The sequence below is a fragment of the Streptomyces sp. NPDC093510 genome, from assembly GCF_040683555.1.
GTDB lineage: Bacteria > Actinomycetota > Actinomycetes > Streptomycetales > Streptomycetaceae > Streptomyces.
In genome coordinates, this window is record NZ_JBFBEE010000009.1 from 149417 (window position 1) to 175468 (window position 26052).

The window sequence follows — 26052 nt, forward strand, 5'->3', positions numbered from 1 at the left end:
CCGGTTGAGAAGTGGGCGGGCACCGCGTCCGTTCCCCGCCTGTCGGCGGAGGGAGGTACGGACACGCGGGCGCGCCGCACACGCGCCCTGGGCCCCGGATGAGGGGTGTAGCCAACCTTTGTACCCGAAGGCAGTGGGGGCGGGCGAGTGACATTGGTTGCAGCATGCTCCGCAGACGTCCCTCGAGGCGGGGACGAGTGGCACTGGGAAAAAGGGATCACCCGGCACTCACAAACACCCCATGTCCGAATTCTCCGAATAGTGCGCACCATAGGGCGCCCAGGGAGTCGGAGAGTCCACATTCCGAGATTCAACGGATATCGATCGGTTAACGGCGATTCGCTCCCACCCCGATACGCCCTTGCCGTACCGGGATGTTGGCTTTCGAGGCTCTCCCGTTATCCGATTTTGACATCTCCGGCACCCAGAATCGGACGGTCCGAATGGCAAGATGCCGTCATCACACGAGGTCGCGACACCCGAAGGTGTGTGCCCGACCCATCGGCAACTCCCTCATCCGCCGGAGGACCCACCATGACCGCAAGCTCCATTTGTCGTAAGACCGCAGCGAAGTCCGCGAAGTCCCGGATTGCGGTGGTCGGCACGATCGCGGTCGTCGGTTCGCTGCTGCTTTCCGGCTGCGGCGACCAGACCAACGACAAGGAGAGCGACTCGGTCAGCAATGCCCCGCTCGCCGACAAGCTGCCCAAGGACATCCGCGACAAGGGCGTCATCAAGGTCGGGTCCGACATCGCCTACCCCCCGGTCGAGTTCAAGGACAAGTCCGGCAACACCGTCGGCATCGACCCGGATCTGGGCGAGGCGCTGGGCAAGCAGCTCGGCGTGAAGTTCGAGTTCGAGAACGGCACCTTCGACACCCTCCTCGGCGGTCTGCGCTCCAAGCGCTACCAGGTGGCCATGTCGGCGATGACCGACACCAAGAACCGCCAGGAGGGCATCGACGAGGAGACCGGCAAGAAGATCGGCGACGGCGTCGACTTCGTCGACTACTTCACGGCGGGCGTCTCGATCTACACCAAGAAGGGCGACGACCAGGGGATCAAGACCTGGGCGGACCTCTGCGGCAAGAAGATCGTCGTCCAGCGCGGCACCGTCTCGCACGACCTGGCCAAGGCCGAGTCGAAGAAGTGCAAGGGCGGCAAGAAGATCACGATCGAGCAGTTCGACAACGACCAGCAGGCCCAGACCCGACTGCGCTCCGGCGGCGCCGACGCGGGTTCGTCCGACTTCCCCGTGGCCGCGTACGCGGTGAAGACCTCGGGCGGCGGCAAGCACTTCGAGCTGGTCGGCGAGCAGGTCGAGGCGGCTCCGTACGGCATCGCCGTCTCCAAGAAGAACCCGGAGCTGCGCGACGCGATCCAGGCGGCCCTCGAAGCGATCATCAAGAACGGCGACTACGAAAAGATCATCAAGAAGTGGGGCGTCGAGGACGGCGCGGTCGAGGAAGCCGTGATCAACGGCGGCAAGTGACCCCCTCCCCTTCCCTCCCAGTCGCTGAAAGGCCACTCACGTGACCCCCGACATTTCCAAGAAGGGCCCGGCGGACGACGTTCCCGCGGCCCGCCCGGCGGAGGCCATCAGGGCCATCCCGGTCCGGCACTTCGGCCGCTACGTCTCCGCGGTCCTGGCGATCGGCGTGCTCGCCTCGATCGTCTACGCCTTCTCGCAGGGCGACATCAAGTGGGACGCGATCCCCGACAACTTCTTCGACGAGCGCATCCTCAAGGGTGTCCGCGAGACGCTGATCCTCACCTTCCTCTCGATGCTCATCGGCGTCGTCGGCGGTGTGCTGCTCTCGGTCATGCGCCTGTCGAAGAACCCGGTGACCTCGTCGATCGCCTGGTTCTACATCTGGTTCTTCCGCGGCACGCCGGTCCTGGTCCAGCTCTTCGTCTGGTTCAACCTCGGCTTCGTCTTCGACTACATCAACCTCGGCCCGGTCTACAAGGACGAGTGGTCGGACTTCATGACGCCGTTCCTGACGGCGCTGCTCGGCCTCGGCCTCAACGAGGCCGCGTACATGGCGGAGATCTGCCGCGCCGGTCTGCTCTCGGTCGACGAGGGCCAGACCGAGGCGTCGCACGCCCTCGGCATGAGCCACGGCAAGACGCTGCGCCGCGTGGTGCTGCCGCAGGCGATGCGCGTCGTCGTGCCGCCGACGGGCAACGAGTTCATCAACATGCTGAAGACGACGTCGCTGGTCGCCGCCGTCCAGTACTACGAACTCCTCAAGTACGCGCAGGACATCGGCACGTCGTCCGGCGCGACGGTGGAGACACTGCTGCTGGCCGCCTGCTGGTACCTGATCATGACGTCGATCCTCAGCGTCGGACAGTTCTACCTGGAGCGTTACTACGCGCGCGGTTCGTCGCGCTCGCTGCCCGCCACCCCCTTCCAGAAGATCAAGGCCAACATGCTGTCCCTGCGCTCGCCGGGGGTGAGGTGAATCCATGACCGCCATGGTGAAGTCCGAAGGCGTCCACAAGTCCTTCGGCAACGTAGAGGTCCTCAAGGGCATCGACCTGGAGGTCAAGTCGGGTGAGGTCTTCTGCCTCATCGGTCCGTCCGGTTCCGGCAAGTCGACGTTCCTGCGCTGCATCAACCACCTGGAGAAGATCAACGCCGGTCGGCTGTACGTCGACGGGGAGCTGGTCGGCTATCGCCAGAAGGGAGACAAGCTGTACGAGCTGAAGGACAGCGAGGTCGCCCTGAAGCGCCGGGACATCGGCATGGTCTTCCAGCGCTTCAACCTCTTCCCGCACATGACGGCGCTGGAGAACGTCATGGAGGCGCCGGTCCAGGTCAAGGGCATCGCGAAGGCCGAGGCGCGGGAGCGCGCGGGCCGGCTCCTGGAGCGTGTCGGCCTCGCCGACAAGGCGGGCAACTACCCGTCGCAGCTCTCCGGCGGCCAGCAGCAGCGCGTGGCGATCGCCCGCGCGCTCGCGATGGAACCGAAGCTGATGCTGTTCGACGAGCCGACGTCGGCGCTCGACCCCGAGCTGGTCGGCGACGTGCTCGACGTGATGCGCGACCTCGCCGAGACCGGCATGACGATGGTCGTCGTCACGCACGAGATGGGCTTCGCCCGCGAGGTCGGCGACAGCCTCGTCTTCATGGACGAGGGCGTGGTGGTCGAGTCGGGCAACCCGCGCGACGTCCTGACGAACCCGCAGCAGGAGCGCACGCAGTCGTTCCTGTCGAAGGTGTTGTAACCGCGCCCCGTAAGGGGCGCGGGGAACTGCGCGAGCAACCACAGCGGACTCGCACGTGAGAACGCGCGGAAGGGGCGGTACGGATCAGTGATCCGTACCGCCCCTTCCGTTGACGGCTACTTCAGGCCAAGGACCACCGCGTCGGAGGGCGAGGCCCAGACGGAACGCGCCTCCGCGAACCCCGCCTCGCGAAGAGTGCGGGCATGCCACTCCGCGGAGGGCATGTCACCGTCCGCGTGCTCGCCGTAGATCTCGAACCGCTTGGCGGTGGGGGCGGCCAGGACCGGGTCCTGCGCGGCCAGCTGCCACCACTCCTTCCAGTCCAGGACGCCCTCGGCCTTGGCGCGGTCCATCTGCCGGTGGCGGTACGCGCTCTCGGCGGCGTTCAGGCGCGGCGTCGCGGGGTCGGGCATGTGGTCGGCGTTCATGAAGACGCCGCCCTCGCGGACGAGCCCGGCGACCTGGCCGTAGAGCGTGGCGAGCGGTTCGCTGTAGAGCCAGTGCAGCGCGGTGGCGGTGAGCACGGCGTCGTACGAGTCGTGCGGCAGCGCGGCCGTCCAGTCGGGGTCCTTCAGGTCGGCGGTGACGAAGGTGACCCGCTCGTCACCGGCGAAGGTGCCCTCGGCGATGGTGAGCAGCGCGGGGTCGAGGTCGACGCCGACGCTCGTCGCGTCCGGGAACCTCTGGAGCAGCCGGTCCGTAATACTTCCCGTACCGCACGCCAGGTCGAGGACGCGCGGCGCGGTGCCGACCACGGCCTCGACCATGTCGAGCATGATCCGGAATCGCTCCTCGCGGTCGGGCAGGTACCACTGCTGCTGCCGGTCCCAGCTGTCCTGCCAGGCGCGCCAGTCGGTGCCGAGCGCGGCGCCGGCCTCGGGTCCGGTCCCCGTCTCCGTCATCAGAACCCCTCCACTACGTAAGACACGTAATACCCTGGTACCGCAATCGGCCATTACCGGCCGACGAGAGTGACCATAGCCCGCCCCCGTAAGGACTACAAGTGGAACTGGCCTATTACTCGGACTACGCCGTACGCCTGGTCAACAGCGAGGAGCCGGGCCGCAACAAGGACACGCTGACGTCCGTCGAGGCGATCAGGGAGCTGTTCGGCACGAGCACGCAGATGGCGCGCCGCGCGACGGATTCCGACGTCACGCGCTTCCGGTCCGTGCGGGGCAGGCTCCGGGCGGTCTTCGAGGCGGCGGACGGCGGCGACGAGACCCTGGCGGTCGACCTGCTGAACTCACTGCTCCTGGAGTTCCCCGTCAGCCCGCAGATCTCGGGCCACGACCACCGGGACGACGACGGCCGCCCGCTGTGGCACATGCACCTGGCGGACCACCCCTCCAACGCGACGGCGGGGTACGCCGCGATCGCCGCGATGGGCCTCGCCTTCCACCTCACCGAGCACGGCGTGGACCGCCTCGGCCTGTGCGAGGCGGCACCGTGCCGCAACGCCTACCTCGACACGTCGACGAACCGCTCCCGGCGCTACTGCTCCGACCGCTGCGCGACCCGCGCCAACGTCGCCGCCTACCGCGCCCGGAAGCGTCTGGAGACGGAGCGTTCCGCCGGGACCGGCCGCACCGCGCCCAGCGCCCAGCGCACCAGCGCGAACGGCGAACGGCGGCCCGGCGCCGGCGGCCGGTAGCGAAACCTCACCCTCCCGAGGACGAGCTCCTCGGGGACGACGCCGTAGTCCGTGCTGTCCCCGCCCGCGAACGCGTTGTCCCCGAGCACCCACCAGCCGCCGCCGCGCCGCTCCTTGGCCCGCTTGACCACCAACAGGTCCTGCTGGAAGGGGTGGCACAGGATCACCACGTCACCCGGACGCACCCGTGCCCCCCACTGCACGAGCAGCCGGTCCCCGTGGTGCAGCGTCGGCACCATCGAAGGGCCCGTCACCTCAGCGGCACCCCACGGCACGAGAGCCCTCCCGCGCTCGGTCTCCTGCGACAGCTCCGGCATCACCGGCACCTCCCCGGTCCTATCCTCCACCAGTCCCAGTCTGACCCTGGACTTTTGTCCTAAGCCCTAGGGGGCACTCGCGAAAACACGTCTTCCACGGAGTAATGTCCCACCTGAGAAGACGATCACGAGGAGGACAGCAACATGCTTTCCCGCCTGTTTGCCCCCAAGGTGAAGGTCAGCGCCCACTGCGACCTGCCCTGCGGCGTGTACGACCCGGCCCAGGCCCGTATCGAGGCGGAGTCGGTCAAGGCCGTCCAGGAGAAGATGGCCGCCAACGACGACGCGCACTTCCAGGCGCGCGCCGTGGTCATCAAGGAGCAGCGCGCCGAGCTCGCGAAGCACCACGTCTCGGTGCTCTGGAGCGACTACTTCAAGCCCCCGCACTTCGAGAAGTACCCGGAGCTGCACCAGCTGGTCAACGACACCCTCAAGGCCCTCTCGGCCGCGAAGGGCTCGACGGACCCGGCCACGGGCCAGAAGGCGCTGGACTACATCGCCCAGATCGACAAGATCTTCTGGGAGACCAAGAAGGCCTGACGCACCGCGTCGGCTCTTCCGCGCCTCATCGCGCGCTTCACGACAGCACCCGGCATCCGCGCGGAGCCGGGTGCTGTCGGCGTTCAGGGCCGGGGCGCGGTCCTGGGCCTGGCCAGACCCAGGTCGTACGCGAGGATCGTCGCCTGGACCCGGTCGCGCAGGCCCAGCTTGCCGAGCAGGGCGTTGACGTGCGACTTCACCGTGCCGGTCGTCACGCCGAGCGCTTCGGCGATCTCCGCGTTCGTGTGTCCCGCGGCCACCAGGGCCAGGACCTCGCGCTCGCGGGGCGTGAGGGTCTCCAGGAGCCCGGGGTCCGGGGCGGGGGTGGCGGGGGCCGTACCGGCGAAGGCGTCGATCAGGCGGCGCGTGACGGTCGGGGCGAGCATCGCCTCTCCGGAGGCCACCACACGGATGCCGGCGAGGAGTTCCTCGGGCTGTGCGTCCTTGAGGAGGAAGCCGGAGGCGCCGGCGCGCAGGGCGTCGTGGACGTAGGCGTCCTGGTCGAACGTGGTCAGGACGAGTACGCGCGGGGCGGGGGCGTCGGTGCCGGACGCCGCCGTGAGCAGCCGGGTCGCCGTCAGGCCGTCCATGCCCGGCATGCGGATGTCCATCAGGACGACGTCCGGGACGAGTTCGGCCGCCAGCCGCACCGCCTGCGCCCCGTCCTGTGCCTCGGCCACCACGCGCAGATCCGGCTCCGCGTCGACGATCGCCGCGAACCCGGCCCGGACGACGGCCTGATCGTCGACGACCATCACCCGGGTGGGCGTACGTACGGACTCGGTGGTGATGGGGTGCCTCCTCAAGGGCGTCGGGGTCAGGGTTCGGGAGTCAAGGCAGGGTCGGGGTCAGGGTCGGAGGTCAGGACTGCGCCGGTGCCGGCTCCGGGAGCGGCCGCTGCTCGTGTACGTCGGCGGGGGCCGTCACCTCTCGCAGCGCGGCCAGCAGGTCGCGCATCGCCGACAGGCCCGCCCGCGCCTCGTCCGCGACGCCGTCCAGGTCCCCTGCCTCGGCCCGCGCGACCACCGCGTCGGCGTGCCGCAGGACTTGGCCGCGCAGTTCCGCGGCGATGCGGCGGCGCTCCTCGTGGGCCTCGGCGACCGCCGACCACACCGTCGCCGTGAGGGCGTGGTCCTCCCAAGCGGTGACGCGTTCGCGCCGCGTCCACACGACCGCGCCGAGGCCCCAGAGGGGCACCATCGGCACCAGGAACGCCGTCCCGAGCACGGCGCACAGGAAGAGCAGGAGGCCGAAGCCGCCGTCCTTCTCGATGTCCGCGATGCCGTCGGCCGCCGCCAGGGCGATCGAGGCCAGCGCCAGTCCGGCGGCCGCCGCCACCGTCACGGGCCACGTGACCCGCGGCCTGCCCCCGAAAGCCCCCACCGCGTACACCGCCACGCACTCGGCGACACCGCCCGCCATCACCACGCACAGGGCCACGGCCGGTGACAGCAGCCCGGACGCGAGGCCGAGCGGCGCGAGCCAGGCTGTGGCGAGGACCGCGCACAGCACCGCCCAGGGCGCCCGGCGCCGCCACAGCAGCGGGAGCGCGTGCGCGACGGCGGGAACGCAGGCCGGGGCGACCGCGGCGGGTTCCTCGACGAGGACCACGAAGGGCGACAACGTGGCGACGGCGAGGGCGATCGCCACATCGGAGAGGTCCAGGCCCCGCAGGGCACGGTGGCGCGCGGCACGGCGGCGCAGGGTTCCCGTGGTGCGGGGCAGCCGGGCCCGCACCGACCAGCCGGGGCCGTCCGGGCGCGGCCCGGCCTCCAGCGTGCCGTCGAGTGCCGTCGCCCGCTCCCGCATGCCCGCCGTCCCGCGCCCCGACCCGAGCCGCTGCCGGGCCGCCGCGCCTTGGCCGTCCCCGGCTCCCGCCCCGTCGTCCTCGACGGTGAGGTCCACGGTGCCGTCGGGGTCGTCGGCCCGGAGCCTGACGCGTACCGCCGCCCCGGGGGCGTACCGCAGCGCGTTCGTGAGGGCCTCGCGGACGATGCCGAACGCCGCGTCGGCCACCGGCCCCGTCAGCGCGGCCAGATCCGGTGCCACGTCCACGGCGGGGCGCAGGCCCAGACGGGCGAATCCGGCGGCCAGTTCGCCGACGCGTTCCTCCAGGGCGCTCTCCTCGTCCGCCGCGGAGGTCCGCATCATCGCCACCAGGCGGTGCAGCGCCGCCAGGGTCTCGCGACCGGAGTCCGCCGCGAACTGCAGCGCCTGCGCCGCCAGTTCGGGCTTGCGGTCGCCGAGCCGCAGCGCGGCGTCGGCGGTGACGACGACCGAGGTGAGGTGGTGGGCGCTGACGTCGTGCAGTTCGCGCGCGAGGCGTTCGCGTTCGGTGAGGGCGGCGCGGGCGCGTTCGGACTCGGCCCGCGCCAGGTCCCGCGCGGCGGCCCGGCGTCCGGCGAGCCAGCGGCGCCGGCTGCGGCCGAGACCCGCGACGGTCAGGAACAGCACACCGTTGACGGCGCTCTCGCCGGCCGCCTCGGAGACCGAGTCGAGCAGCAGCGCCGAGCGGCCCGCCTCGCAGACGGCAAGGGCGGTGCCGACGACGGCTGTCGTCCGTCCCGGGCAGCGCACCGCGACCGAGTAGAGGGCGACGAGCAGGCTCAGCGCGTGCAGGAGCGTCGCGTCCTCCGGCAGGAACAGGCAGGCGACGAGGGCGGCCTCGACGGCGACCGCGGAGGCGACCGGGCGGTGGCGGCGCACCCCGAGCGCCGCGGTGATCACGACCGCGGCGGCGAGCGCCGCCACGAGCTGTGCCGCGCCGACCGGAGCGTCCTCGCGCAGTGTGCGGCCCGGCCAGTAGGCCAGCTGCTGGATCGCCAGCAGGACGGGCAGCAGCCAGTTACGTATCCGGTCCATATCGGACACGATGATACGGAGGGGTGCGCGCGGCCCGGCGACGCCGGTCGGCGGGACCGTTTCCGCGCGGCCGTGTCTATCCCTGGTTGGAGAGCGGGATCGTGCGGGCGGCCGACGTCCGGGCCCGCGGCGGCGGGAATGCTGGTGGGCATGACGACGACGCCCTGGCCGGACCACCCCGCGTACGCCGGACACCGGCCCCGCACCCCGTACGGGCCGCCCGCGCCCGCCCCCTCGCCGCCCCTCCCCTACCACCGCCTCGCGCTCTCCTCCGGCGTGCACCGCTGGTGGCGTCCCCTGGCCGGAACCGGCCTGGTGCTTGTCGGCTCGATCGTCGCGATGCTGGGGGTCCTGCTCGTCGCGGAGACGGCGGGAGCGGTCCTGAACCGGCCCGTCGACGATGAGGGGTTCCACGTCTGGGGCGGCATCGGGGAGACGGGACAAGCCCTGCTGTCGCTCGCCCTGCTCACCCCCGTGGTGTTCCTCGCGGCACGCTGGGCGCAGCGGCGTCCGGCGGGCACCCTGTCGTCGGTGGCCGGGCGGCTGCGGTGGCGCTGGCTGGGGCGGTGCCTGGTCGTCGGGCTGCCGTTGGTCACCGCGTCGCTCGGGGTCATGCTGCTGCTGCCCGACGGGTCGGGCGGCGGCGCGGACGGTTCGGAGCGTGTGGAGTGGGCCGGGCTGCCGGACTTCCTGCTCGGCCTCGCGATGGTGTGCGTGCTCGTGCCGTTCCAGGCCTCGGCCGAGGAGTACGCGTTCCGGGGCTGGCTCACCCAGGCGGTCGGCTCCTGGTGCCGTTCGCCGTGGGTGGCCGTCGTGCCGCAGGCGTTCCTGTTCGCAGCGGCCCACGGGTGGGGCACGCCGTGGGGGTTCGCGGACCTCGTGGTGTTCGGAGTGGTCGCGGGCGTCCTGACGGTCCGTACGGGCGGACTGGAGGCGGCGATCGGCCTGCACGTGCTCAACAACCTGCTGGCGATGGGTGTCTCGGCCGCGATCGCCGGTGCTCTCGCCTCCGACGAGACGGCCGCGGACATGGTCTGGACGCAGGTCGGCGTCGATGTGGCGATGCTCTGCGGGTACGCGGCGCTCGTGCTGTGGCTGGCCGGAAGGCACCGCGTCGCGACGCTCTCCCCCGGCACGCCACCGGCCTAAATCACTTGCCGCGCGCGATCGCCGCCTGCTGCACTGGCGGGAGTCGGCGAGAGCCCGGCGGAGTCTGCGAAGGAGAAGGAAATGCGGCGTTCGTGCATGTCCCACGCGAAAGGAACTGCCACTTCCCCAAAGGACATGACGGTACGTGCATTCATCTGCCCCGCACATTCTGAACCTGGGCGTCCTGGCCCACATCGACGCCGGTAAGACCAGCCTGACCGAGCGGCTCCTGCACGCCGCCGGTGTCATCGACGAGGTCGGCCGCGTCGACGACGGAAACACACAGACCGACTCCCTCGCCCTGGAACGGCAGCGCGGCATCACCATCAAGTCCGCGGTCGTCTCCTTCGCCGTCGACGGCACGACCGTCAACCTGATCGACACCCCCGGCCACCCGGACTTCATCGCCGAGGTGGAGCGGGTCCTGAGCGTGCTCGACGGCGCCGTGCTCGTGATCTCCGCCGTGGAGGGCGTCCAGGCGCAGACCCGCGTCCTGATGCGCACGCTGCGCCGGCTGCGCATCCCCACGCTGATCTTCGTGAACAAGACGGACCGCAGGGGCGCCCGCCAGGAAGGCGTCCTGAAGCACATCGCCGACCGGCTGACGCCGGACATCGTCCCGATGGGCACGGTCTGCGGACTCGGCACGCGCGAGGCCCGCTTCGCCGCGTTCCATGCCGGCGACGCCGAGTCCCGCGGCTTCACCGCCCGTCTGACCGAGCTGCTCGCCGGGCACGACGACGCGCTCCTCTCCGCGTACGTCGACGACGCGGCGTCTCTCTCGTACGACCGTCTCCGCACCGAACTGGCCCGGCAGACCCGGCGCGCGCTCGTGCACCCGGTGTTCTTCGGGTCGGCGGCGACGGGCGTGGGCGTCCGTGAACTGACGGACGGCATCAGGGAGTTCCTGCCCGCGTCGGCCGGAGATCCCGAAGGCCAGGTGTCCGGCAGCGTGTTCAAGGTCGAACGCGGCACGGCCGGGGAGAAGATCGCGTACGTACGCATGTTCTCCGGTACCGTCCGCACCCGCGACCGCATGGACACCGGCACCGGCACCGGCACCGAGGCCAAGGTCACCGCTGTCAGCGTCTTCGAACAGGGGACGGACGTGCGGCGCCAGGAGGTCCGCGCGGGACAGATCGGCAAGCTCTGGGGACTCGCGGACGTACGGATCGGGGACGTCATCGGCGTACCGCGTCCGGGGACCGAGCACACCGGCCACTTCTTCGCCCCGCCCACCCTGGAGACGGTCGTCACCCCGCTGCGCCCCGCCGACCGCGGCGCCCTGCACCTGGCGCTCACCCGGCTCGCCGAGCAGGATCCGCTGATCGACCTGCGGCAGGACGACATCCGTCAGGAGGTGTCCGTCTCGCTCTACGGCGAGGTGCAGAAGGAGGTCATCCAGGCGACGCTCGCCGCGGACTTCGGGCTCGACGTCTCCTTCCGGGAGACCACGACGATCTGTGTGGAGCGGCTCGCGGGCACCGGCTCCGCGTTCGAGATCATCGACAAGGAGCCCAATCCGTTCCTCGCCACGGTCGGGCTGCGGGTGGAGCCCGCGCCGGTCGGCGCCGGGGTGGAGTTCCGCCTCGGGGTCGAGCTCGGCTCGATGCCGTACGCGTTCTTCAGGGCCGTCGAGGAGACCGTCAGGGAGACGCTCCACCAGGGCGTCCACGGCTGGCGCGTCCCCGACTGCACGGTCACGATGACGCACTGCGGCTACTGGCCCCGGCAGAGCCACGCCCACGGCACGTTCGACAAGAGCATGTCGAGCACCGCGGGGGACTTCCGGAACCTGACACCGCTGGTCCTGATGGACGCGCTGCGCCGGGCGGGCACGGTGGTGCACGAGCCGATGCACCGCTTCCGGCTCGACGTGCCCGCCGACACGTTCGGAGCGGTACTGCCCGCCCTCACCCGGCTGCGGGCCGTGCCCCACACACCGACGACGAACGGAGCGTCGTACCACCTGGAAGGAGACATCCCCGCGCAGCAGGTGCACGCCCTGGAACAGATGCTGCCCGGACTCACGCGCGGCGAGGGCGAGTTGGAGTCCGCCTTCGACCACTACGAGCCGGTGCGCGGCGGCAGCGTCCCGACCCGCGCGCGGACAGACCACGATCCGCTCCACCGCAAGGACTACCTGCTGCGGGTGGTGCGCCGGACGAGCGGCGGCGCCAGGGAGGCCGCACGGTGAGGCCCTCGCGAGCTGTCCGCGGGCATCAGGCGTCCACCCCCGGAATGTGCAGGTGCCGCAGCCGCTCACGGTCCGCGATGATGTTGATCTCCACGATCCTGCCGTCCACGACCGTGAACGAGCCGAGCGAGGCCGGCTCGCCGCCGGGGAGCGCGACCAGGCCGGGCAGACCGTTGACGAGCACCATGTGCTGGTGCGCGGCGGCCCGCGCGAACATCGCCGCCTGTCCGGCGACCGCGGAGGCGCCGCGCACCACCTTCGAGAGGCCGGAGGCCAGTTCGCCGCTGTCGGCGCGCAACACGACGTCCGGATCGAGGAGTTCGAGGAGCGCGTCGAAGTCACCGGCGCGCGTGGCGGCCATCCATGCCTCGACGACCTCGCGCTGCTTGGCGGCGTCGGTCTCCGCGGCCGGCGCCGAGCCCTGCACGCGGCGCCGCGCCCGGCTCGCCAACTGCCGGGTGGCGGCGGCCGACCGCTCCACGACGGGCGCGATCTCGTCGAAGGGCACGGCGAACATGTCGTGCAGCACGAACGCCAGCCGCTCGGCGGGCGCCAGCGTCTCCAGTACGACGAGGAGCGCGAGGCCCACCGAGTCGGCGAGCAGCACCTCCTGCTCGGGGTCGACCGCGTCGACGCGCGTCACGACCGGGTCGGGGACGTGCGTCTCGCCGAAGGTCTGCAGGGACGCGTCCAGGGAGTCCTCGCGCCGGGACTGCCGCGAACGCAGCAGGTCCAGGCAGATGCGGCCGACGACGGTGGTCAGCCAGCCGCCCAGGTTCCGCACCTCACCGGGGTCCGCCCCGGCGCCCTCCCCCGCGCCCGCGCTCGCGCTCGTCCCCGTCTCCGTCCCCGTACGGCTCAGCCGGAACCACGCCTCCTGCACCGCGTCCTCGGACTCGCTCAGCGAGCCGAGCATCCGGTACGCGACCGCGTTCAGACGGGGCCTGTGCTCCTCGAACCTGGCCGCGAGCGCGGCCTGCGCCGATCCGTTCTCGTCCATCCGTCACTTTCTCCCGTCGTGGTCCGTCACAGCGATGACGCACCGACCCCACCCATACGTGACAACCGAGAAGAACAGTAATGATCAGAGGAGTTGTACGTGCAGACAGATGCCGACCTCGTCCGCCGACTGCTCGCCGAGCAGTTCCCGCAGTGGGCGGAGCTGCCCGTCGCGTCGGTGCCGCTGCCCGGCATGGACAACGCGACGTTCCGGCTCGGCGACGACATGTCCGTACGGCTGCCGCGGTATCCCCGGTGGATCGGGCAGGTCGAACGCGAGCAGAGATGGCTGCCGTGGCTCGCCCCGCAGCTGCCGCTCACCATCTCGACTCCGATCGCCGCTGGGCGGCCCGGGCAGGGCTACCCCTTCCCCTGGTCGGTCTACCGCTGGCTGGACGGCGAGGCCGCGACCACCGACGGACTCGCCGACCCGGTGCGCACGGCCCGTGAACTGGCCGTGTTCGTCGGCGCGTTGCAGCGGATCGACGCGACCGGCGGGCCCGCCCCGGACCTGAGCAACGCCTTCAGGGGCGAGCGCATGGGCACCGAATGCGACTCGCTGGCCGCCGACTCGCTCGTCCGCGCCAAGATCGCGAAGCTGGACGGCATCGTCGACACGGACGCCGTGACGGCGGTCTGGGAAGCGGCACTCGCGGCGCCCGCGTGGGACCGGGACCCCGTGTGGCTGCACGGGGACCTGGCGACCGGCAACCTCCTCGCCGTGGACGGTCATCTCAGCGCCGTCATCGACTTCGGCACGCTGGCCGTGGGCGACCCCGCCTGCGATCTCATCCCGACCTGGATGTTCCTGCCCGCCGAGGCGCGGGACACCTTCCGCACCGCGGTCGGCCTGGACGACGCGACGTGGGCCAGGGCCCGCGGCCTGGCGCTCGCCGGGTCGCTTCCGGTGCCCGACGACCCGTTCTTCGACGTGCCGGAACGGGTCACGGCGGCGCTGCGGCACCTGGACGCTGTGCTCGACGACTTCGCGGCACACGGAGGGGCGTGACCGAGGGGACGTGACGCCGGGGCCCTGCGCAGGCGTGCAGACCGGCCCCGGCGGAGGCGTGAAGACCGGCCCCGGCGGAGGCGTGAAGGGTCAGACGAGCTGGGCCAACGCCGCCCGCGGATCGGCTGGTTCGCCGTACAGCAGGCCGGTCATCCCGAGCGCGACCGCGGCGTCCACGTTCTCCGCGCGGTCGCCCACGAACAGGCAGCGGCCGGGGGCGACCCCGGCCCGCTGTGCCGCCGTCTCGTCGATGCGGCGGTCCGGCTTGGCGATGCCGAGGTCGGCGCTGCTCACCACGTCGTCGAGGAACCCGGCGGGCCCGGTGAGGCCGAGCAGGGCGAGGTCGTCGGCGAGCCACGGTGTCGCGTTCGTGACGAGCAGGACGGGCAGCCCGGCCGCGCGGAGCTGCCGCGGCAGTCCCACCACGGTCGCCTCGGCCCAGAACTTCGCCTCGGCCGGCGTCGTGCCGAGCCCGTGCCCGCGCTCCCACGGCACCCGGTCGGCGAGGCAGTCGGCGATCGCCCCGATCCACTGCTCCTTGGTGATCTCGCCACGCATCAGCGGCATATCCACCCCGGGCCGGAAGGCGATCTCCGCCGTGCTGCCCGGCGGCAGCCCGAACGTGCGCTCCAGCTCACGCCGTCGAGGTCACTCAGTACGGCGTCGAACGCGCGGCCGGGGTTCGTCATCTCGTGTGTCCATCACGCCGTGCCGGACCTCCCGAGCGTCTCGCGGACCACGGCCCGCACCCGGCCCTGGTCCTTGCGCACGGCCTCGTACGAGGACTTGTTGCGGCGCAGGTCCTCGCGCTGCTTCTCGTTGGTGACGGCCCACCACACGCCGGCGGTGTTCAGCTCCCGGTTGCACTCGACATCGGCGACGGCGGTTCCCAACTCCTCCTTCGTACGTGAGGTGTTTCCGCCCTCACGCCCCTTCTGCCATGCCTTGTCACTGAAAGCCCGCGCCGGGTTCTTGTACCGCTTGAAGCCCTTGTCCTCGACGCAGCGCGACCAGTCACCGAAGGCCCCGCGCACCCGCTCGTCCTCGGCGACGGCCTTGTCGATCTTCGCGGCGCGCTCGGGGACGTAGCTCCAGAGGCGCCCCTCATCGGCGACGCCCTCCGCCGTCCGCCGCCTCGCCTCCCCGGCACAGCCGTCCTTCGGGACCTTGCGGCCGTTCACCACCGAGGAGCCGCCCGCGCCGGCCCCCGTATCGGGCCCGTACAGCGCCTCGTACTCCCGCCGGGTCAGCTCCCGCCCCTTCGGCCGCAGCTCCGCCTCCAGAGCCTTGGCTTGGTCGGGGTCGATGCCGTACCCCCAGCGACGGGCCCGATCGAGGTCGAGCAGGCCGTACGGGGACACGTAGGTCAGCGTCGAGGTGAAGGTGGACGCCATGCGCACCCCGCGCCACGGGCCGGGGTCGAGCGGGAAGTCGCGGAACCCCAGGGTGCGCATGCACTGCCGCTGCAACCTTTGGCGCGCCTGCCCGAGACGCTTGTCGTCCTTTGCGCTGAACTCGTAGTGCGCAAGCGGGAGTTCTGGCATGTCGCCCTCAGTCTTCACGCGTGGGACGCCTGGTTCCCGTCCGTATCCGGACAGCGCGTCGTCGCCCGACCCCGCTCCGGAGCCGGCACCGCAGCCCGCCAACAACACACCAGCCAGGGCGAGTACGCCCCACCGCACCTTCATCGTGCCCCTCCCCGGGCGGACGGCATCACCACCGGTCCGTCGGGGACACTACCGGCACAGCCGATCACGCGACCGGCAGGCCGGGTGCGTCACCGGCTCTCGCTGTCACCCGGCGCGGAGGGCCTTCTGACGTGCCGCGACCGGGAACGTCTGGCGCTCACCCGTCCGCTTCCGCGGCCCGCCTTCCGGCCGCCCGACCGGTCCGCGTCCTCGTCCGTCTCGACGACGCACGCCTCGCACTGCGCGTTGCGGCACGGCCCGGGGCCCCATACGGGGACGAACACCCCGAGCACCTTGCGCCGCCGGATCGCCGTACCCACCGGCCCTCCGCAGGTCTCGCACACCGGCTCTTCCTGCGGGGCGGGGCCGGGCCGTGGCCCTTCGCTGCCCATGTCCCCAGGGTATTCCGGTTCGGCCCCGCAGGGCAGTCCTGCGACCGCACGCTCACGGCCGCCCGTGCGAAGGGCGCCCGTGCACAAGGTCGCCCGCGGTCAGCGTTTCAGGAGGCGACGGGCTGCCTGGCCGCGCGCGGCTCGCGCCACATCGGCCACATCCGCGGGCCGTCCGGCAGATCGAGCGCCGTCCCCATGAAGTCGAACCCGAGGCGGGCGTACAGGTCGCGGCTGCGCACGTTGCTCGCCTCCAGGTAGGCGTGCAGGCCCTCGCGGTCGCACCGCTCCAGCACGGCGGTGACGAGTGCCGTGCCGAGCCCCTCGCCCTGCCGGTCGGGATGCACGGCTATGAGGTGCAGGTATTCGTGCGCACGGTCGGTCGGGTGGATCGCGTCGGTCAGCCGGCCGATCATCTCGACGCGTTCGTTGCCGGGGTCGACCGCCTGACGCAGCAACGCCGGCCCGTCCTCCTCGTTCCCCCCATCACCCCCATCGCCCCCATCACTCTCATCACCCTCGCCGCCTTCGCTCGCGGGCACGGACCACCACAGGGCCGCGGCGGCGCCGTCCTCGGTGACGTCGACGTACCCCTCACTCAGCGCGAGGTCGAAGAAGGCACTCATCAGCGCGGCGTGCGTGCGCAGGCGGTGCTCCTCGCCGGGAAAGACCCAACTGCTCACCGGGTCCCGCATGAACGCCGCGTCGAGCAGCCGGACCACCTCCTCACGGTCGCCCTCCCCGGCCCTCCGGATCGCCACACCCACAGCCCGCCCCTTACGACTCGCCCGCTACCGGCGGCGCCCCCGCCCCCGCACCGACTCCGCGGCGCGGGCCGCCGGTCGCAGCGTAAGTGATCACCCCCGTACGCGCGGAAGGGCCCTGCGGCCTCCTCTTCGGTCACACCCCTTTCAGTACGTACGCCTTTCAGTACGTACGCCGCGTCACGAACTCCGCGAGCGTCAGCAGGCCGTCCGCCGCTGCCGGGTCCGGAACCGCCCTGGCGAGCTGCCCCATCGCGCGGGACATCCGGTCGGCCGCGTGCACCTGCGCCCAGTCGCGGCCCCCCGCGCTCTCCACGGCCCGGGCCACACGCGCCGCGTCCCCCGGATCGGCCTCCGTCCCGCCCGGCCGCCCCCCGTACAGCTCGGCCAGTTCGGCCGCGGCCGGCGTGCCCGAGGCTAGCGCCGCGACGACCGGCAGCGACTTCTTGCGGACCGCGAGGTCGGCGCCCGCGGGCTTGCCGGTGCGCCCGGGATCCCCCCAGATCCCGATGACGTCGTCGATCAGCTGGAAGGCGAGGCCCGCCTCCCGGCCGAACCCGTCGAGCGCCTCGACCTCCTCCGGCCCCGCCCCCGCGTACACCGCCCCGAGCGCGCACGCGCAGCCGAGCAGCGCCCCCGTCTTGGCCTCGGCCATGGCGAGGCACTCGTCCAACGTGACCTCGTCCGGGCTGCGGCGCTCCAGCGCGCAGTCCGCGTGCTGGCCCGCGCAGAGCTCCATGACACAGGTGGCGAGGCGGGCGGCGGCCGCCGGGGCCCCCGGGTGGGGGTCCTCGGCGAGCAGCCGTTGCGCCAGTGCCTGCATGGCGTCACCGGCGAGGATCGCGTCGGCGTCGCCGAACACGGTCCAGGCGGTGGGCCGGTGCCTGCGCGTGGTGTCGCGGTCCATCACGTCGTCGTGCAGGAGCGTGAAGTTGTGGACCAGCTCCACGGCGGCCGCCGCCCGCACGGCCGGCGCGGGGTCCCCACCGAGCGCCCGCACCGCGGTGAGCACGAGCGCGGGCCTGATGGCCTTGCCCGCGTTCCCGCGGGCCGGTGTGCCGTCCGCGTGCTCCCACCCGAAGTGGTAGAGCGCGACCCCGCGCAGCGAGCCGGGCAGCGTGTCGATCGCCCTGCGCAGCTCCGGGTCCACGTGCGTCCGCACCGCCGCCAGGATGTCCGCGGCCTCGCACCCGTCGCCCTGCTCCGGGATGCGCCCCCTCACGTCCACCGTGCCTGCCGTGTCCGTCGTCGTGTCCGTCATGGACTCACCCCGCGAAGGATGCGGACGGTGGCGGTTCCTCGGCCTGTGGGCGCGTACGGAGGGGGTGTACCCCGTGCCGCGCCCGTGGACACGGCCGCGGAGTCACCTCCAGCGGCCGATCTCGACGTTCTCCAGGACGCCGAGCGCATCGGGAACGAGCACGGCCGCGGAGTAGTAGGTCGACACCAGGTACGAGATGATCGCCTGCTCGCTGATGCCCATGAACCGTACGGACAGGCTCGGCTCGATCTCGTCCGGGATGCCGGTCTGGCGCAGGCCGACGACGCCCTGCTCCTCCTCGCCCGTACGCATGCAGATGATGGACGTCGTGCTCGCCTCGGTCACCGGGATCTTGTTGCACGGGAAGATCGGCACCCCGCGCCAGGTCGGGATCCTGTTCCCGCCCATGTCGATGGTCTCGGGGACGAGTCCGCGCTTGTTGAGCTCGCGGCCGAACGCGGAAATCGCGCGCGGGTGCGCGAGGAAGAGCTTGGAACCGCGCCTGCGGCTGAGCAGCTCGTCCAGGTCGTCCGGGCTGGGGACGCCGTCGTGCGGCTGGATCCGCTGGTCGTACTCGCAGTTGTTCAGGAGGCCGAACTCGCGGTTGTTGATGAGTTCGTGCTCCTGGCGCTCCTTGAGCGCCTCGACGGTCAGCCGCAACTGCTGTTCGGTCTGGTTCATCGGCTGGTTGTAGAGGTCGGCCACGCGCGTGTGGATGCGCAGCACGGTCTGGGCGACGCTCAGCTCGTACTCACGCGGGGCCGATTCGTAGTCCACGAAGGTGCCCGGCAGCACGGCCTCGCCGACGTGGCCCGCCGACAGGTCGATGGGCGCCTCGCCGAACCTGTTGGTGCGCTGTGCCGGGATGGACCGGAGGCGCTGGAGGTGGTTTCGGAGTGACTCGCTGCGCTCGGCGACCTGCTCGAGGTCCTGGCGGGGCAGCGCGAGGACCGTGCACGCGGTCACCGCACGCGCCGTGTACTCCCAGATGGTCTCGGGGTCGATGAGCGCCTGTTCGCCGAAGTAGGAGCCGTCGGCGAGTGTCTCGAGCACCGTGTCGTCCCCGTAGGGACCCGTGCCGACCTTCTCGACGCGGCCGTGCGCGAGCAGGAACACCTCGTCCGACGGGCTGCCGAAGGACGTCAGGACCTCGCCCGCGGCGAACTCCCGCTGCTGGCAGCGCTGCGCAAGCTCCGCGAGCACCTCCTGGTCGTCGAAGTCGCGCAGCACCGGCAGCTCGCCGAGCTCCGCCGGGATGACCTGCACCCGGTCGCCGGTCTTCACGAAGGTCACCCGGCCGTCACCGACCGAGTAGCTCAGCCTTCGGTTCACCCTGTACGTACCACCCTGCACCTGGACCCAGGGCAGCATCCGCAGCAGCCAGCGGGAGCTGATCTCCTGCATCTGCGGGGCGGATTTGGTGGTGGTGGCCAGATTCCGCGCGGCGGATGTGCCGAGACTCTGCTGCGGCTTCTCCGACTCAGTACGGATCTCTTCGCCTACCGACATTGGCTTTGCCCTCCCGAATACCTGCGGTGCTCTGCTGCCTGCGGTGGATCTACTTGCCTTCGGTGGATCTGTTTGCCTTCGGTGGATCTGCCCGCCCCACCCTTCCAGCACGGATCGTGGCCGCGCCATTACACAAAAGAGCGGGAATGGATCACGCTCCAGCGGGGCAGGAGGGGCGTTTCCACCCGTTCGGGGCAACTCGGGAGGTGTCGCGCCGGGCAGCCTGATGGGCTCGGAGTCACACGGGGAACTCCAAGATCCGCGTCACCGTTGGACCCCCACACGGGAAAACGCGCACCCGCGCGGCTCCCGGACCTTTCGCACCCATCGGCAGGAGACAGCAATGGCAGGCTTCCTGGATCGCGCCAGAGAGCAGGCCCAGCGGGGCCTCACGCAGGGCAAGCAGAAGATCGACGAGGTGCAGGAGAAGCGGGCCGGCGACGCCCTCCTGAAGAAGCTCGGCGCCGCGTACTACGCGGAGCGCCGGGGCACCGGCTCCTCCCAGGCCACCCAGCAGGCGCTGCAGGCCGTGGAGTCCCACATCGCGACACACGGCGACGCCTTCCTGCACGGCAACTGACCGGATCGGCTCGCACGGTGCCCGAACAGGACACGGTTCAGTTCCGAACAACTGGTCCGGGCACCGGAGTTCCGGTACAAGCAGGGCGTACGAGGCGGTCCGCGACCGGCGGCCGTCGCGCCTTGCAAAGGAGGCGGTCATGGCCCCACCCATGTCCGCGGGCACGTTCCTCGAGGCCCTGCGGGACGAAGGCGTGACCGTCGTCGAGGTCGGCGACTGGAAGCACCACAACCGAAACCACAAGGGCCCCTGGGGGCCCGTGCACGGAGTGGTGATCCACCACACCGTGACATCGGGCAGCGAGCGCACGGTGGAGATCTGCCGCGACGGCTTCGCCTCGCTCCCCGGGCCGCTCTGCCACGGCGTCATCACCAAGGACGGCTGTGTCCACCTCGTCGGGTACGGCCGCGCCAACCACGCGGGGCTCGGCGACGACGACGTGCTCCGCGCGGTCATCGCCGAGAAGCGCCTGCCTCCGGACAATGAGTCGAACACCGACGGCAACCGCCACTTCTACGGCTTCGAGTGCGAGAACCTCGGCGACGGCGAGGACCCGTGGCCCGAGGCTCAGCTGGACGCCATCGAGAGAGTCTCGGCGGCGGTCTGCCGTGTGCACGGCTGGACGGAACGCTCGGTGATCGGCCACCTGGAGTGGCAGCCGGGCAAGGTCGACCCGCGCGGCTTCACGATGGACTCGATGCGCGCCCGCATCGAGGAACGCCTCAAGTAGGCGCCACAGGCGCCGAGCAACGCCCGGGGAGCCCACGGCGAAGGGCTCCCCCTGTCGGACCCCGTGCCAGGGGAGACAATGGCGGGGTGTGTCCCACCCCGCCCGACGGTCTGCGCCCCCGGCTGCCGTCCCCGCTGCAGCGCATCGAGGACGAGCGCTTCGCGCGCCGCGGCGTCGAGCTGCTGCTCAAGCGGGACGATCTGATCCACCGGGACCTGCCGGGCAACAAGTACCGCAAGCTCGTCCTGAATCTGCGGGCCGCCGCCGACGCGGGCCACGACACTCTCCTCACCTTCGGCGGCGCCTACTCCAACCATCTGCGCGCCACCGCCGCGGCGGGCCGCCTCCTGGGCTTCGCCACGATCGGCGTCGTCCGCGGCGACGAACTCGCGGACCGCCCCCTGAACCCGTCTCTGCGGCGCTGCGTGTCCGACGGCATGCGCCTGCACTTCGTCGACCGGGCGACGTACCGGCGGAAGACCGAACCGGAGACCCTGACGGCGATCCTTCGTGCGACGGACGCCCCGGCCGCGTACGTGGTCCCCGAGGGCGGCAGCAACACCCTTGCCGTGCGGGGCTGCACGGCGCTCGGCGAGGAGCTGCGCGGGCACACCGACGTGGCGGCCGTGGCGTGCGGCACCGGCGGCACCCTCGCGGGGCTGGCCGCCGGACTCGGTCCGGACCGGCAGGCCCTCGGCATACCGGTCCTCAAAGGCGGCTTTCTGGGCGACGACATAGCGGCCCTGCAACGAGGAACGTTCGGCGAACCGACCGCCAACTGGGCCCTGGACGAGCGCTTCCACTGGGGCGGCTACGCCCGCACCCCGCCCGAGCTCATCGCCTTCGCCGAGGACTTCGAGGACCGCCACGGCCCCGAAACCGGCCTCTCCGTGGAACACCTCTACGTCGCCAAGCTCCTGTACGCCCTGACCGTCCTCTCCGAAGAGGGCGCCTTCCGGCCCGGCACCCGCCTCACCGCGGTGATCACCGGCACGCGCGACGCCCTCCAGGGCTGAGGCCCCAGTAGGCGCCTCAGTCCTCGATCTCCCGGTGGGCGGCCGCCTCCTCCAGGTCCAGCTTGCGCAGCAGCGTCCGCATCATCTCGTCGTCGATGCGCCGCTCGTCCCGCATCTTCACGAACACCTCGCGCTCCGCGGCGATCGCCTCGCGCGCCAGCCGGCGGTAGGTGTCGTCCGCGGACTCCCCCGTCACCGGGTTGGGCTGGCCAAGACGCTCCCACACGGAGTTGCGCCGCCGCTCCAGAACGGTGCGCAGACGGTCCTGGAGGGGCTGTGGCAGGCCATTGCGCTCGTCCCGCATGAGTTCCTCCACCCGGGCCTCCGCGGCCTGGGAGGCGGCGTTCTGCGCCTGCGCCTCGGCGAGCGTCTGCGCCTGCGCGTCACGGCCGGGCAGTTTCAGGACACGGATCAGCCACGGCAGCGAGAGTCCCTGCACGACGAGCGTCCCGATCACCGTGGTGAACGTAAGAAACAGGACAAGGTTGCGCGCCGGGAAGGGCTCTCCGTCGTCCATGACGAGGGGGATCGAGAAGGCGATGGCCAGCGAGACCACGCCGCGCATCCCGGCCCAGCTGACGATCAGCGGCCGCCGCCAGTCCATGTCGCCCTCGCGCTCCCTGATCCGCGCCGACACCCCGCGCGGGAGATACGTCGCCGGATACGACCACACGAAGCGCACCACCACGACGAAGACGAAGACCCCGACCGCGTACCAGACGGCCTGCGCCACGCTGTACTCGCCGAGCCCCCTGAGGACGACGGGCAGCTGCAGTCCGATGAGCGCGAAGACCGCCGACTCCAGGATGAACGCGACGACCTTCCACACCGCGGCCTCCTGCAGCCGCGTCTCGAAGTCGACCTGCCAGGAGCGGTGGCCCAGGTAGAGGGCGACGACGACCACGGCGAGCACTCCGGAGGCACCGACCTGTTCCGCGGCGGCGTACGCGACGAAGGGGATGAGCAGGGACAGCGTGTTCTGCAGCATCGCCTCCTTGAGGTGGGTGCGCAGCCAGTGGATCGGCACCATCAGGAGCAGCCCGACGCCGACGCCGCCGACCGCGGCCACCAGGAACTCCCGGACCCCGCCCGACCAGCTGGCGCCCTCGCCGACCGCCGCCGCGAGGGCCACCTTGTAGGCGGTGATCGCGGTCGCGTCGTTCACCAGGGACTCGCCTTGCAGGATCGTGGTGATCCGCGAGGGGAGCCCCACCCTGCGCGCGATGGCGGTCGCCGCGACCGCGTCCGGGGGCGCGATCACGGCGCCGAGGACGAGCGCGGCGGTCAGCGGCAGGTCGGGGATGAGCAGGTAGGCGAGCCAGCCGACGGCGAGCGTGGCGAAGAGGACGTACCCGACCGAGAGCAGCGCGACGGGCCTGATGTTGGCGCGCAGGTCCAGATAGGAGCTCTCCAGGGCGGCCGTGTGCAGCAGTGGCGGCAGGAGCAGCGGCAGCACGATGTGCGGATCGAGGTGGTAGTCGGGCACTCCGGGCAGGTAGGAGGCGGCGAGCCCCACCGCGACCAGGAGCAGCGGTGCCGGCACCGGGGTCCTGCGCGCCGCCCCGGCCACCACGGCGCTCGCCGCGATCAGTCCCACCAGGGGCAATACGTCCATCGGCAGACCCCTCCGCCCTCCGTGTTCCCGTCGTAACCTGGCAATCATGAACGAGTGCCCGCATGTCGCAGCGCTGCCGCACCCCGAGGTGTCACCGCTGAGCGATACGTGTCTCGAGTGCCGGGCGGCCGGCAGCCACCCCGTCCAGTTGCGGCTGTGCCTGGAGTGCGGTCATGTCGGCTGCTGCGACTCGTCGCCCTTCCAGCACGCGACGGCGCATTTCAAGGAGACCTCACACCCTGTGATGAGGACCTTCGAGCCGGGCGAGAGCTGGCGCTGGTGCTTTGTGGACGGTTCGATCGTCTGACGCCTGGGTACGTCAACCCGGCGCTTGTTCTTTCCAATTGGGCTTGCGCGACCCCTAGCCACTGTCCGTACTCATAGGCTTACTATGAGTGACAGCATCAGGCGGGGTCCCCGGGACACGGAGCTGGGGAGCGCGGTAGCGTCACCGCAGAACGACGTGGTGCGTTACCCGTGTGACGCAGTCCGGACCACCGCACGGCGGCGGACCCGGAACCCCGAAAGTGCTTGTACCACCTTGGAGGTGAGGGTGTCCCAGATCGCAGGCGAGCCCGGGAATCAGGACTTCGTGGAAGTCCGCCTTCCGGCTGCGGGTGCCTACCTGTCGGTGCTGCGGACGGCGACTGCCGGCCTCGCGGCGCGTTTGGACTTCACTCTCGACGAGATCGAGGACCTCCGCATCGCGGTCGACGAGGCCTGCGCGATCCTGCTCCAGCAGGCCGTGCCCGGCTCGGTGCTCAGCTGCGTCTTCAGGCTCGTCGACGACTCGTTGGAGGTGACGGTCTCGGCGCCCACGACCGACGGCCGGGCCCCGGAGCGGGACACCTTCGCCTGGACGGTGCTGTCGGCCCTCGCGGGCCAGGTGGACTCGACCGTCGCCGAGGACAACACCGTCTCGATCAGTCTCTACAAGAAGCGCGGCGCGGGACCCGGGCCGGCGTGAGGGACGGGGACGGGCCGGTGCGGGACGAAGAGCGCGGCACACAGGGTCTGCCCGCCGCCGGCAGGGAGGGGTTGCGCCGTATGACCACCGGAATCCCCGAGCAGCAGGCCAAACCGCACCCGGAGGAGCCGGACCAGCCGGGTCCGCTGAGGGTGGCCGATGTGTCGGAGCAGGCAGAGCCGACCGCCAAGGACGAGCTCAAGCAGCTCTCCGGCCGGGGCGGCGGGCGACGGGCGGGAAACATGAGCGAGCACCAGCACGGCCGGCACGATCCGCAGGACCGCAGCGGCGCACGCGCGATGTTCATCGAGCTGCGCACCCTGGACGGCGGCAGTCGGGAGTACGCGGAGCTGCGCAACCAGCTGGTCCGCATGCATCTGCCGCTCGTCGAGCACCTGGCCCGCCGCTTCCGCAACCGCGGCGAGCCCCTGGACGACCTCACCCAGGTCGCCACGATCGGCCTGATCAAGTCCGTGGACCGCTTCGACCCGGAGCGCGGCGTCGAGTTCTCCACGTACGCGACACCGACCGTCGTCGGTGAGATCAAGCGGCACTTCCGCGACAAGGGGTGGGCGGTCCGCGTTCCGCGGCGCCTCCAGGAACTGCGTCTCGCGCTGACGACGGCGACGGCCGAGCTGTCCCAGCTGCACGGCCGCTCCCCCACCGTGCACGAGCTGGCCGAGAAGCTGGCCATCTCCGAGGAGGAGGTCCTGGAGGGCCTGGAGTCGGCCAACGCCTACTCCACGCTGTCCCTGGACGTCCCCGACACGGACGACGAGTCCCCGGCCGTCGCGGACACCCTGGGCGCCGAGGACGAGGCCCTGGAGGGCGTCGAGTACCGCGAGTCGCTCAAGCCCCTCCTGGAGGACCTGCCGCCGCGCGAGAAGCGCATCCTGCTCCTGCGCTTCTTCGGCAACATGACCCAGTCGCAGATCGCGCAGGAGGTCGGCATCTCCCAGATGCACGTCTCCCGCCTGCTGGCGCGCACCCTCGCACAGCTGCGGGAGAAGCTCCTCGTCGAGGAGTAGTCACTCTCCGTAGCGGACTATTTCTGGTCCTGCACGCTGCCGGGGCCCTGGATTCCAAGGGCCTCGGTCGTCACCGGGTTAACCAGGAGGACGAGCGAGGCGACCGCCGCGGCCGCGAGGGCGATGCCGGCCGGGATCGCCGCACTGTCGGCCTGCAGCATCTGCCAGGCCACCGGAAGCGCCATGACCTGCGTGATGATCGCGGGCCCGCGGCTCCACCTGCGCAGCTTCAGCAGCCCGCGCGCCGCGAGCAGCGGGAGCAGCGCGAGGACGATCAGGGTGACGCCCCCGGTCGCGGCCGTGCGCGGGTCGTCGGGCGATCCGGCGAGGCCCATCACGAGCATGTACACGCCCCCGACAAGGAGGGCGACGCCCTCCAGCGCGACCAGGACAGCGGCGGCGGTCACCCGCGCGGGTCGCGTGCCCGGCTCGGGCGACTCCGGGGCTTCGGGGGTGGTTTTCCGCTCAGTACTCACCCCAGCAGGGTAGCTCCGGGGGTGTCCGCCCCGGCACCTCGGTCTAGGCCGTGTAAAGAGCGCTAGGTA

General features: G+C 71.3%; 27 protein-coding genes. 14 read left to right on the plus strand and 13 right to left on the minus strand.

Features of this window, described 5'->3' with window-relative positions:
- Nucleotides 1-534: 534 nt before the first annotated feature.
- The 3 genes from AB0N81_RS16435 to AB0N81_RS16445 are packed head-to-tail and all read left to right on the plus strand — an operon-like array spanning nt 535 to nt 3233.
- Nucleotides 535-1491, plus strand: a complete 957-nt coding sequence (locus tag AB0N81_RS16435) for an ABC transporter substrate-binding protein (protein ID WP_365358669.1) — start codon at nt 535-537, stop codon at nt 1489-1491.
- 40 nt (nt 1492-1531) lie between these two features.
- The gene (locus tag AB0N81_RS16440; RefSeq protein WP_365358671.1) at nt 1532-2467 is read left to right on the plus strand and encodes an amino acid ABC transporter permease; all 936 of its coding nucleotides are present in this window, start codon (nt 1532-1534) and stop codon (nt 2465-2467) included.
- A 4-nt stretch (nt 2468-2471) separates the two neighbouring features.
- On the plus strand, nt 2472-3233 hold the full coding sequence (locus AB0N81_RS16445; protein WP_365358673.1) for an amino acid ABC transporter ATP-binding protein: 762 nt from the start codon (nt 2472-2474) through the stop codon (nt 3231-3233).
- 116 nt (nt 3234-3349) lie between these two features.
- Here the strand turns inward: AB0N81_RS16445 and AB0N81_RS16450 are convergent, their stop codons facing one another.
- Nucleotides 3350-4135, minus strand: a complete 786-nt coding sequence (locus AB0N81_RS16450) for a methyltransferase domain-containing protein (protein ID WP_365358675.1) — start codon at nt 4133-4135, stop codon at nt 3350-3352.
- 101 nt (nt 4136-4236) lie between these two features.
- Here AB0N81_RS16450 and AB0N81_RS16455 point away from each other — a divergent pair, with 101 nt between their 5' ends.
- Nucleotides 4237-4887, plus strand: coding sequence for a CGNR zinc finger domain-containing protein (locus AB0N81_RS16455; protein ID WP_365358677.1), 651 nt, complete (start codon nt 4237-4239; stop codon nt 4885-4887).
- Here AB0N81_RS16455 and sodX read toward each other — a convergent pair.
- Nucleotides 4770-5204 (minus strand): nickel-type superoxide dismutase maturation protease, encoded by a 435-nt coding sequence (sodX, locus tag AB0N81_RS16460; RefSeq protein ID WP_365358971.1) that lies wholly within the window; start codon nt 5202-5204, stop codon nt 4770-4772. The two genes, AB0N81_RS16455 and sodX, sit on opposite strands and share 118 nt — an antisense overlap.
- A 144-nt stretch (nt 5205-5348) precedes the next feature.
- Between sodX and sodN the strand changes: the two genes are divergently transcribed.
- The gene (gene sodN, locus AB0N81_RS16465; RefSeq protein ID WP_365358679.1) at nt 5349-5744 is read left to right on the plus strand and encodes a superoxide dismutase, Ni; all 396 of its coding nucleotides are present in this window, start codon (nt 5349-5351) and stop codon (nt 5742-5744) included.
- An 83-nt stretch (nt 5745-5827) separates the two neighbouring features.
- On the opposite strand, the gene AB0N81_RS16470 is transcribed toward sodN, so the two are convergent.
- Together AB0N81_RS16470 and AB0N81_RS16475 are read right to left on the minus strand one after the other, a co-directional pair.
- Entirely contained in the window at nt 5828-6499 is a 672-nt protein-coding gene (locus AB0N81_RS16470) for a response regulator transcription factor (RefSeq protein WP_365358974.1), read from the minus strand.
- Between the two features lie 106 nt (nt 6500-6605).
- On the minus strand, nt 6606-8606 hold the full coding sequence (locus tag AB0N81_RS16475; protein WP_365358681.1) for a histidine kinase: 2001 nt from the start codon (nt 8604-8606) through the stop codon (nt 6606-6608).
- Between the two features lie 150 nt (nt 8607-8756).
- Between AB0N81_RS16475 and AB0N81_RS16480 the strand changes: the two genes are divergently transcribed.
- Together AB0N81_RS16480 and AB0N81_RS16485 are read left to right on the plus strand one after the other, a co-directional pair.
- On the plus strand, nt 8757-9755 hold the full coding sequence (locus AB0N81_RS16480) for a CPBP family intramembrane glutamic endopeptidase (protein ID WP_365358683.1): 999 nt from the start codon (nt 8757-8759) through the stop codon (nt 9753-9755).
- A gap of 145 nt (nt 9756-9900) precedes the next feature.
- Nucleotides 9901-11952, plus strand: a complete 2052-nt coding sequence (locus tag AB0N81_RS16485) for a translation factor GTPase family protein (RefSeq protein ID WP_365358685.1) — start codon at nt 9901-9903, stop codon at nt 11950-11952.
- Between the two features lie 25 nt (nt 11953-11977).
- On the opposite strand, the gene AB0N81_RS16490 is transcribed toward AB0N81_RS16485, so the two are convergent.
- Nucleotides 11978-12952, minus strand: coding sequence for a sigma-70 family RNA polymerase sigma factor (locus AB0N81_RS16490; RefSeq protein ID WP_365358687.1), 975 nt, complete (start codon nt 12950-12952; stop codon nt 11978-11980).
- A 99-nt stretch (nt 12953-13051) separates the two neighbouring features.
- Between AB0N81_RS16490 and AB0N81_RS16495 the strand changes: the two genes are divergently transcribed.
- Nucleotides 13052-13960, plus strand: coding sequence for an aminoglycoside phosphotransferase family protein (locus tag AB0N81_RS16495; protein WP_365358689.1), 909 nt, complete (start codon nt 13052-13054; stop codon nt 13958-13960).
- Between the two features lie 90 nt (nt 13961-14050).
- Here AB0N81_RS16495 and AB0N81_RS16500 read toward each other — a convergent pair whose 3' ends face one another.
- The 6 genes from AB0N81_RS16500 to AB0N81_RS16525 all read right to left on the minus strand — a co-directional run bounded on the left by AB0N81_RS16500 (nt 14051) and on the right by AB0N81_RS16525 (nt 19571).
- Nucleotides 14051-14518, minus strand: coding sequence for an HAD-IA family hydrolase (locus AB0N81_RS16500; protein ID WP_365358691.1), 468 nt, complete (start codon nt 14516-14518; stop codon nt 14051-14053).
- Nucleotides 14519-14661: 143 nt separating this feature from the next.
- Nucleotides 14662-15504 carry a hypothetical protein gene (locus tag AB0N81_RS16505; RefSeq protein ID WP_365358693.1) on the minus strand — a complete coding sequence of 281 codons (843 nt, stop codon included), beginning with the start codon at nt 15502-15504 and terminating at the stop codon, nt 14662-14664.
- Nucleotides 15505-15737: 233 nt separating this feature from the next.
- Nucleotides 15738-16040 carry a hypothetical protein gene (locus AB0N81_RS16510; protein ID WP_365358695.1) on the minus strand — a complete coding sequence of 101 codons (303 nt, stop codon included), beginning with the start codon at nt 16038-16040 and terminating at the stop codon, nt 15738-15740.
- A gap of 107 nt (nt 16041-16147) precedes the next feature.
- Nucleotides 16148-16804, minus strand: coding sequence for a GNAT family N-acetyltransferase (locus tag AB0N81_RS16515; protein ID WP_365358697.1), 657 nt, complete (start codon nt 16802-16804; stop codon nt 16148-16150).
- 160 nt (nt 16805-16964) lie between these two features.
- Entirely contained in the window at nt 16965-18062 is a 1098-nt protein-coding gene (locus tag AB0N81_RS16520; protein WP_365358699.1) for a family 2 encapsulin nanocompartment cargo protein polyprenyl transferase, read from the minus strand.
- A 102-nt stretch (nt 18063-18164) separates the two neighbouring features.
- Nucleotides 18165-19571: a family 2B encapsulin nanocompartment shell protein gene (locus tag AB0N81_RS16525; protein WP_365358701.1), complete on the minus strand. Its 1407-nt coding sequence runs from the start codon at nt 19569-19571 to the stop codon at nt 18165-18167.
- 343 nt (nt 19572-19914) lie between these two features.
- Between AB0N81_RS16525 and AB0N81_RS16530 the strand changes: the two genes are divergently transcribed.
- From AB0N81_RS16530 to AB0N81_RS16540, 3 genes are all read left to right on the plus strand, one after another.
- Nucleotides 19915-20151, plus strand: a complete 237-nt coding sequence (locus AB0N81_RS16530) for a hypothetical protein (protein WP_365358703.1) — start codon at nt 19915-19917, stop codon at nt 20149-20151.
- Nucleotides 20152-20290: 139 nt separating this feature from the next.
- Nucleotides 20291-20881: an N-acetylmuramoyl-L-alanine amidase gene (locus AB0N81_RS16535; RefSeq protein WP_365358705.1), complete on the plus strand. Its 591-nt coding sequence runs from the start codon at nt 20291-20293 to the stop codon at nt 20879-20881.
- Between the two features lie 86 nt (nt 20882-20967).
- Nucleotides 20968-21897 (plus strand): pyridoxal-phosphate dependent enzyme, encoded by a 930-nt coding sequence (locus AB0N81_RS16540; RefSeq protein ID WP_365358707.1) that lies wholly within the window; start codon nt 20968-20970, stop codon nt 21895-21897.
- A gap of 16 nt (nt 21898-21913) precedes the next feature.
- On the opposite strand, the gene AB0N81_RS16545 is transcribed toward AB0N81_RS16540, so the two are convergent.
- On the minus strand, nt 21914-23512 hold the full coding sequence (locus AB0N81_RS16545; protein ID WP_365358709.1) for a Na+/H+ antiporter: 1599 nt from the start codon (nt 23510-23512) through the stop codon (nt 21914-21916).
- Between the two features lie 46 nt (nt 23513-23558).
- Between AB0N81_RS16545 and AB0N81_RS16550 the strand changes: the two genes are divergently transcribed.
- The 3 genes from AB0N81_RS16550 (at nt 23559) to AB0N81_RS16560 (ending at nt 25507) form a co-directional block, all read left to right on the plus strand.
- Nucleotides 23559-23819 (plus strand): UBP-type zinc finger domain-containing protein, encoded by a 261-nt coding sequence (locus AB0N81_RS16550; RefSeq protein WP_365358711.1) that lies wholly within the window; start codon nt 23559-23561, stop codon nt 23817-23819.
- A 246-nt stretch (nt 23820-24065) separates the two neighbouring features.
- Nucleotides 24066-24479 carry an anti-sigma regulatory factor gene (locus AB0N81_RS16555; protein WP_030780840.1) on the plus strand — a complete coding sequence of 138 codons (414 nt, stop codon included), beginning with the start codon at nt 24066-24068 and terminating at the stop codon, nt 24477-24479.
- A complete protein-coding gene (locus tag AB0N81_RS16560; protein WP_362996290.1) occupies nt 24476-25507 on the plus strand; it encodes an RNA polymerase sigma factor SigF in 1032 nt (343 codons plus the stop codon). The genes AB0N81_RS16555 and AB0N81_RS16560 overlap by 4 nt, the downstream gene beginning before the upstream one ends.
- Nucleotides 25508-25524: 17 nt before the next feature.
- Here the strand turns inward: AB0N81_RS16560 and AB0N81_RS16565 are convergent, their stop codons facing one another.
- Nucleotides 25525-25983, minus strand: coding sequence for a hypothetical protein (locus AB0N81_RS16565; RefSeq protein ID WP_365358713.1), 459 nt, complete (start codon nt 25981-25983; stop codon nt 25525-25527).
- Nucleotides 25984-26052 lie beyond the last annotated feature (69 nt).

Bases quoted from the DNA above. Each gene is read 5' to 3' on its own strand.
- AB0N81_RS16535 (WP_365358705.1), top strand. From the start codon at position 20,291: ATGGCCCCACCCATGTCCGCGGGCACGTTCCTCGAGGCCCTGCGGGAC.
- AB0N81_RS16510 (WP_365358695.1), bottom strand. From the start codon at position 16,040: ATGGGCAGCGAAGGGCCACGGCCCGGCCCCGCCCCGCAGGAAGAGCCG.
- AB0N81_RS16450 (WP_365358675.1), bottom strand. From the start codon at position 4,135: ATGACGGAGACGGGGACCGGACCCGAGGCCGGCGCCGCGCTCGGCACC.
- AB0N81_RS16445 (WP_365358673.1), top strand. From the start codon at position 2,472: ATGACCGCCATGGTGAAGTCCGAAGGCGTCCACAAGTCCTTCGGCAAC.
- AB0N81_RS16480 (WP_365358683.1), top strand. From the start codon at position 8,757: ATGACGACGACGCCCTGGCCGGACCACCCCGCGTACGCCGGACACCGG.
- AB0N81_RS16530 (WP_365358703.1), top strand. From the start codon at position 19,915: ATGGCAGGCTTCCTGGATCGCGCCAGAGAGCAGGCCCAGCGGGGCCTC.
- AB0N81_RS16505 (WP_365358693.1), bottom strand. From the start codon at position 15,504: ATGCCAGAACTCCCGCTTGCGCACTACGAGTTCAGCGCAAAGGACGAC.
- AB0N81_RS16490 (WP_365358687.1), bottom strand. From the start codon at position 12,952: ATGGACGAGAACGGATCGGCGCAGGCCGCGCTCGCGGCCAGGTTCGAG.
- AB0N81_RS16550 (WP_365358711.1), top strand. From the start codon at position 23,559: ATGAACGAGTGCCCGCATGTCGCAGCGCTGCCGCACCCCGAGGTGTCA.
- AB0N81_RS16500 (WP_365358691.1), bottom strand. From the start codon at position 14,518: ATGCGTGGCGAGATCACCAAGGAGCAGTGGATCGGGGCGATCGCCGAC.
- sodX (WP_365358971.1), bottom strand. From the start codon at position 5,204: ATGCCGGAGCTGTCGCAGGAGACCGAGCGCGGGAGGGCTCTCGTGCCG.
- AB0N81_RS16475 (WP_365358681.1), bottom strand. From the start codon at position 8,606: ATGGACCGGATACGTAACTGGCTGCTGCCCGTCCTGCTGGCGATCCAG.
- AB0N81_RS16525 (WP_365358701.1), bottom strand. From the start codon at position 19,571: ATGTCGGTAGGCGAAGAGATCCGTACTGAGTCGGAGAAGCCGCAGCAG.
- sodN (WP_365358679.1), top strand. From the start codon at position 5,349: ATGCTTTCCCGCCTGTTTGCCCCCAAGGTGAAGGTCAGCGCCCACTGC.
- AB0N81_RS16545 (WP_365358709.1), bottom strand. From the start codon at position 23,512: ATGGACGTATTGCCCCTGGTGGGACTGATCGCGGCGAGCGCCGTGGTG.
- AB0N81_RS16470 (WP_365358974.1), bottom strand. From the start codon at position 6,499: ATGGTCGTCGACGATCAGGCCGTCGTCCGGGCCGGGTTCGCGGCGATC.
- AB0N81_RS16520 (WP_365358699.1), bottom strand. From the start codon at position 18,062: ATGACGGACACGACGACGGACACGGCAGGCACGGTGGACGTGAGGGGG.
- AB0N81_RS16435 (WP_365358669.1), top strand. From the start codon at position 535: ATGACCGCAAGCTCCATTTGTCGTAAGACCGCAGCGAAGTCCGCGAAG.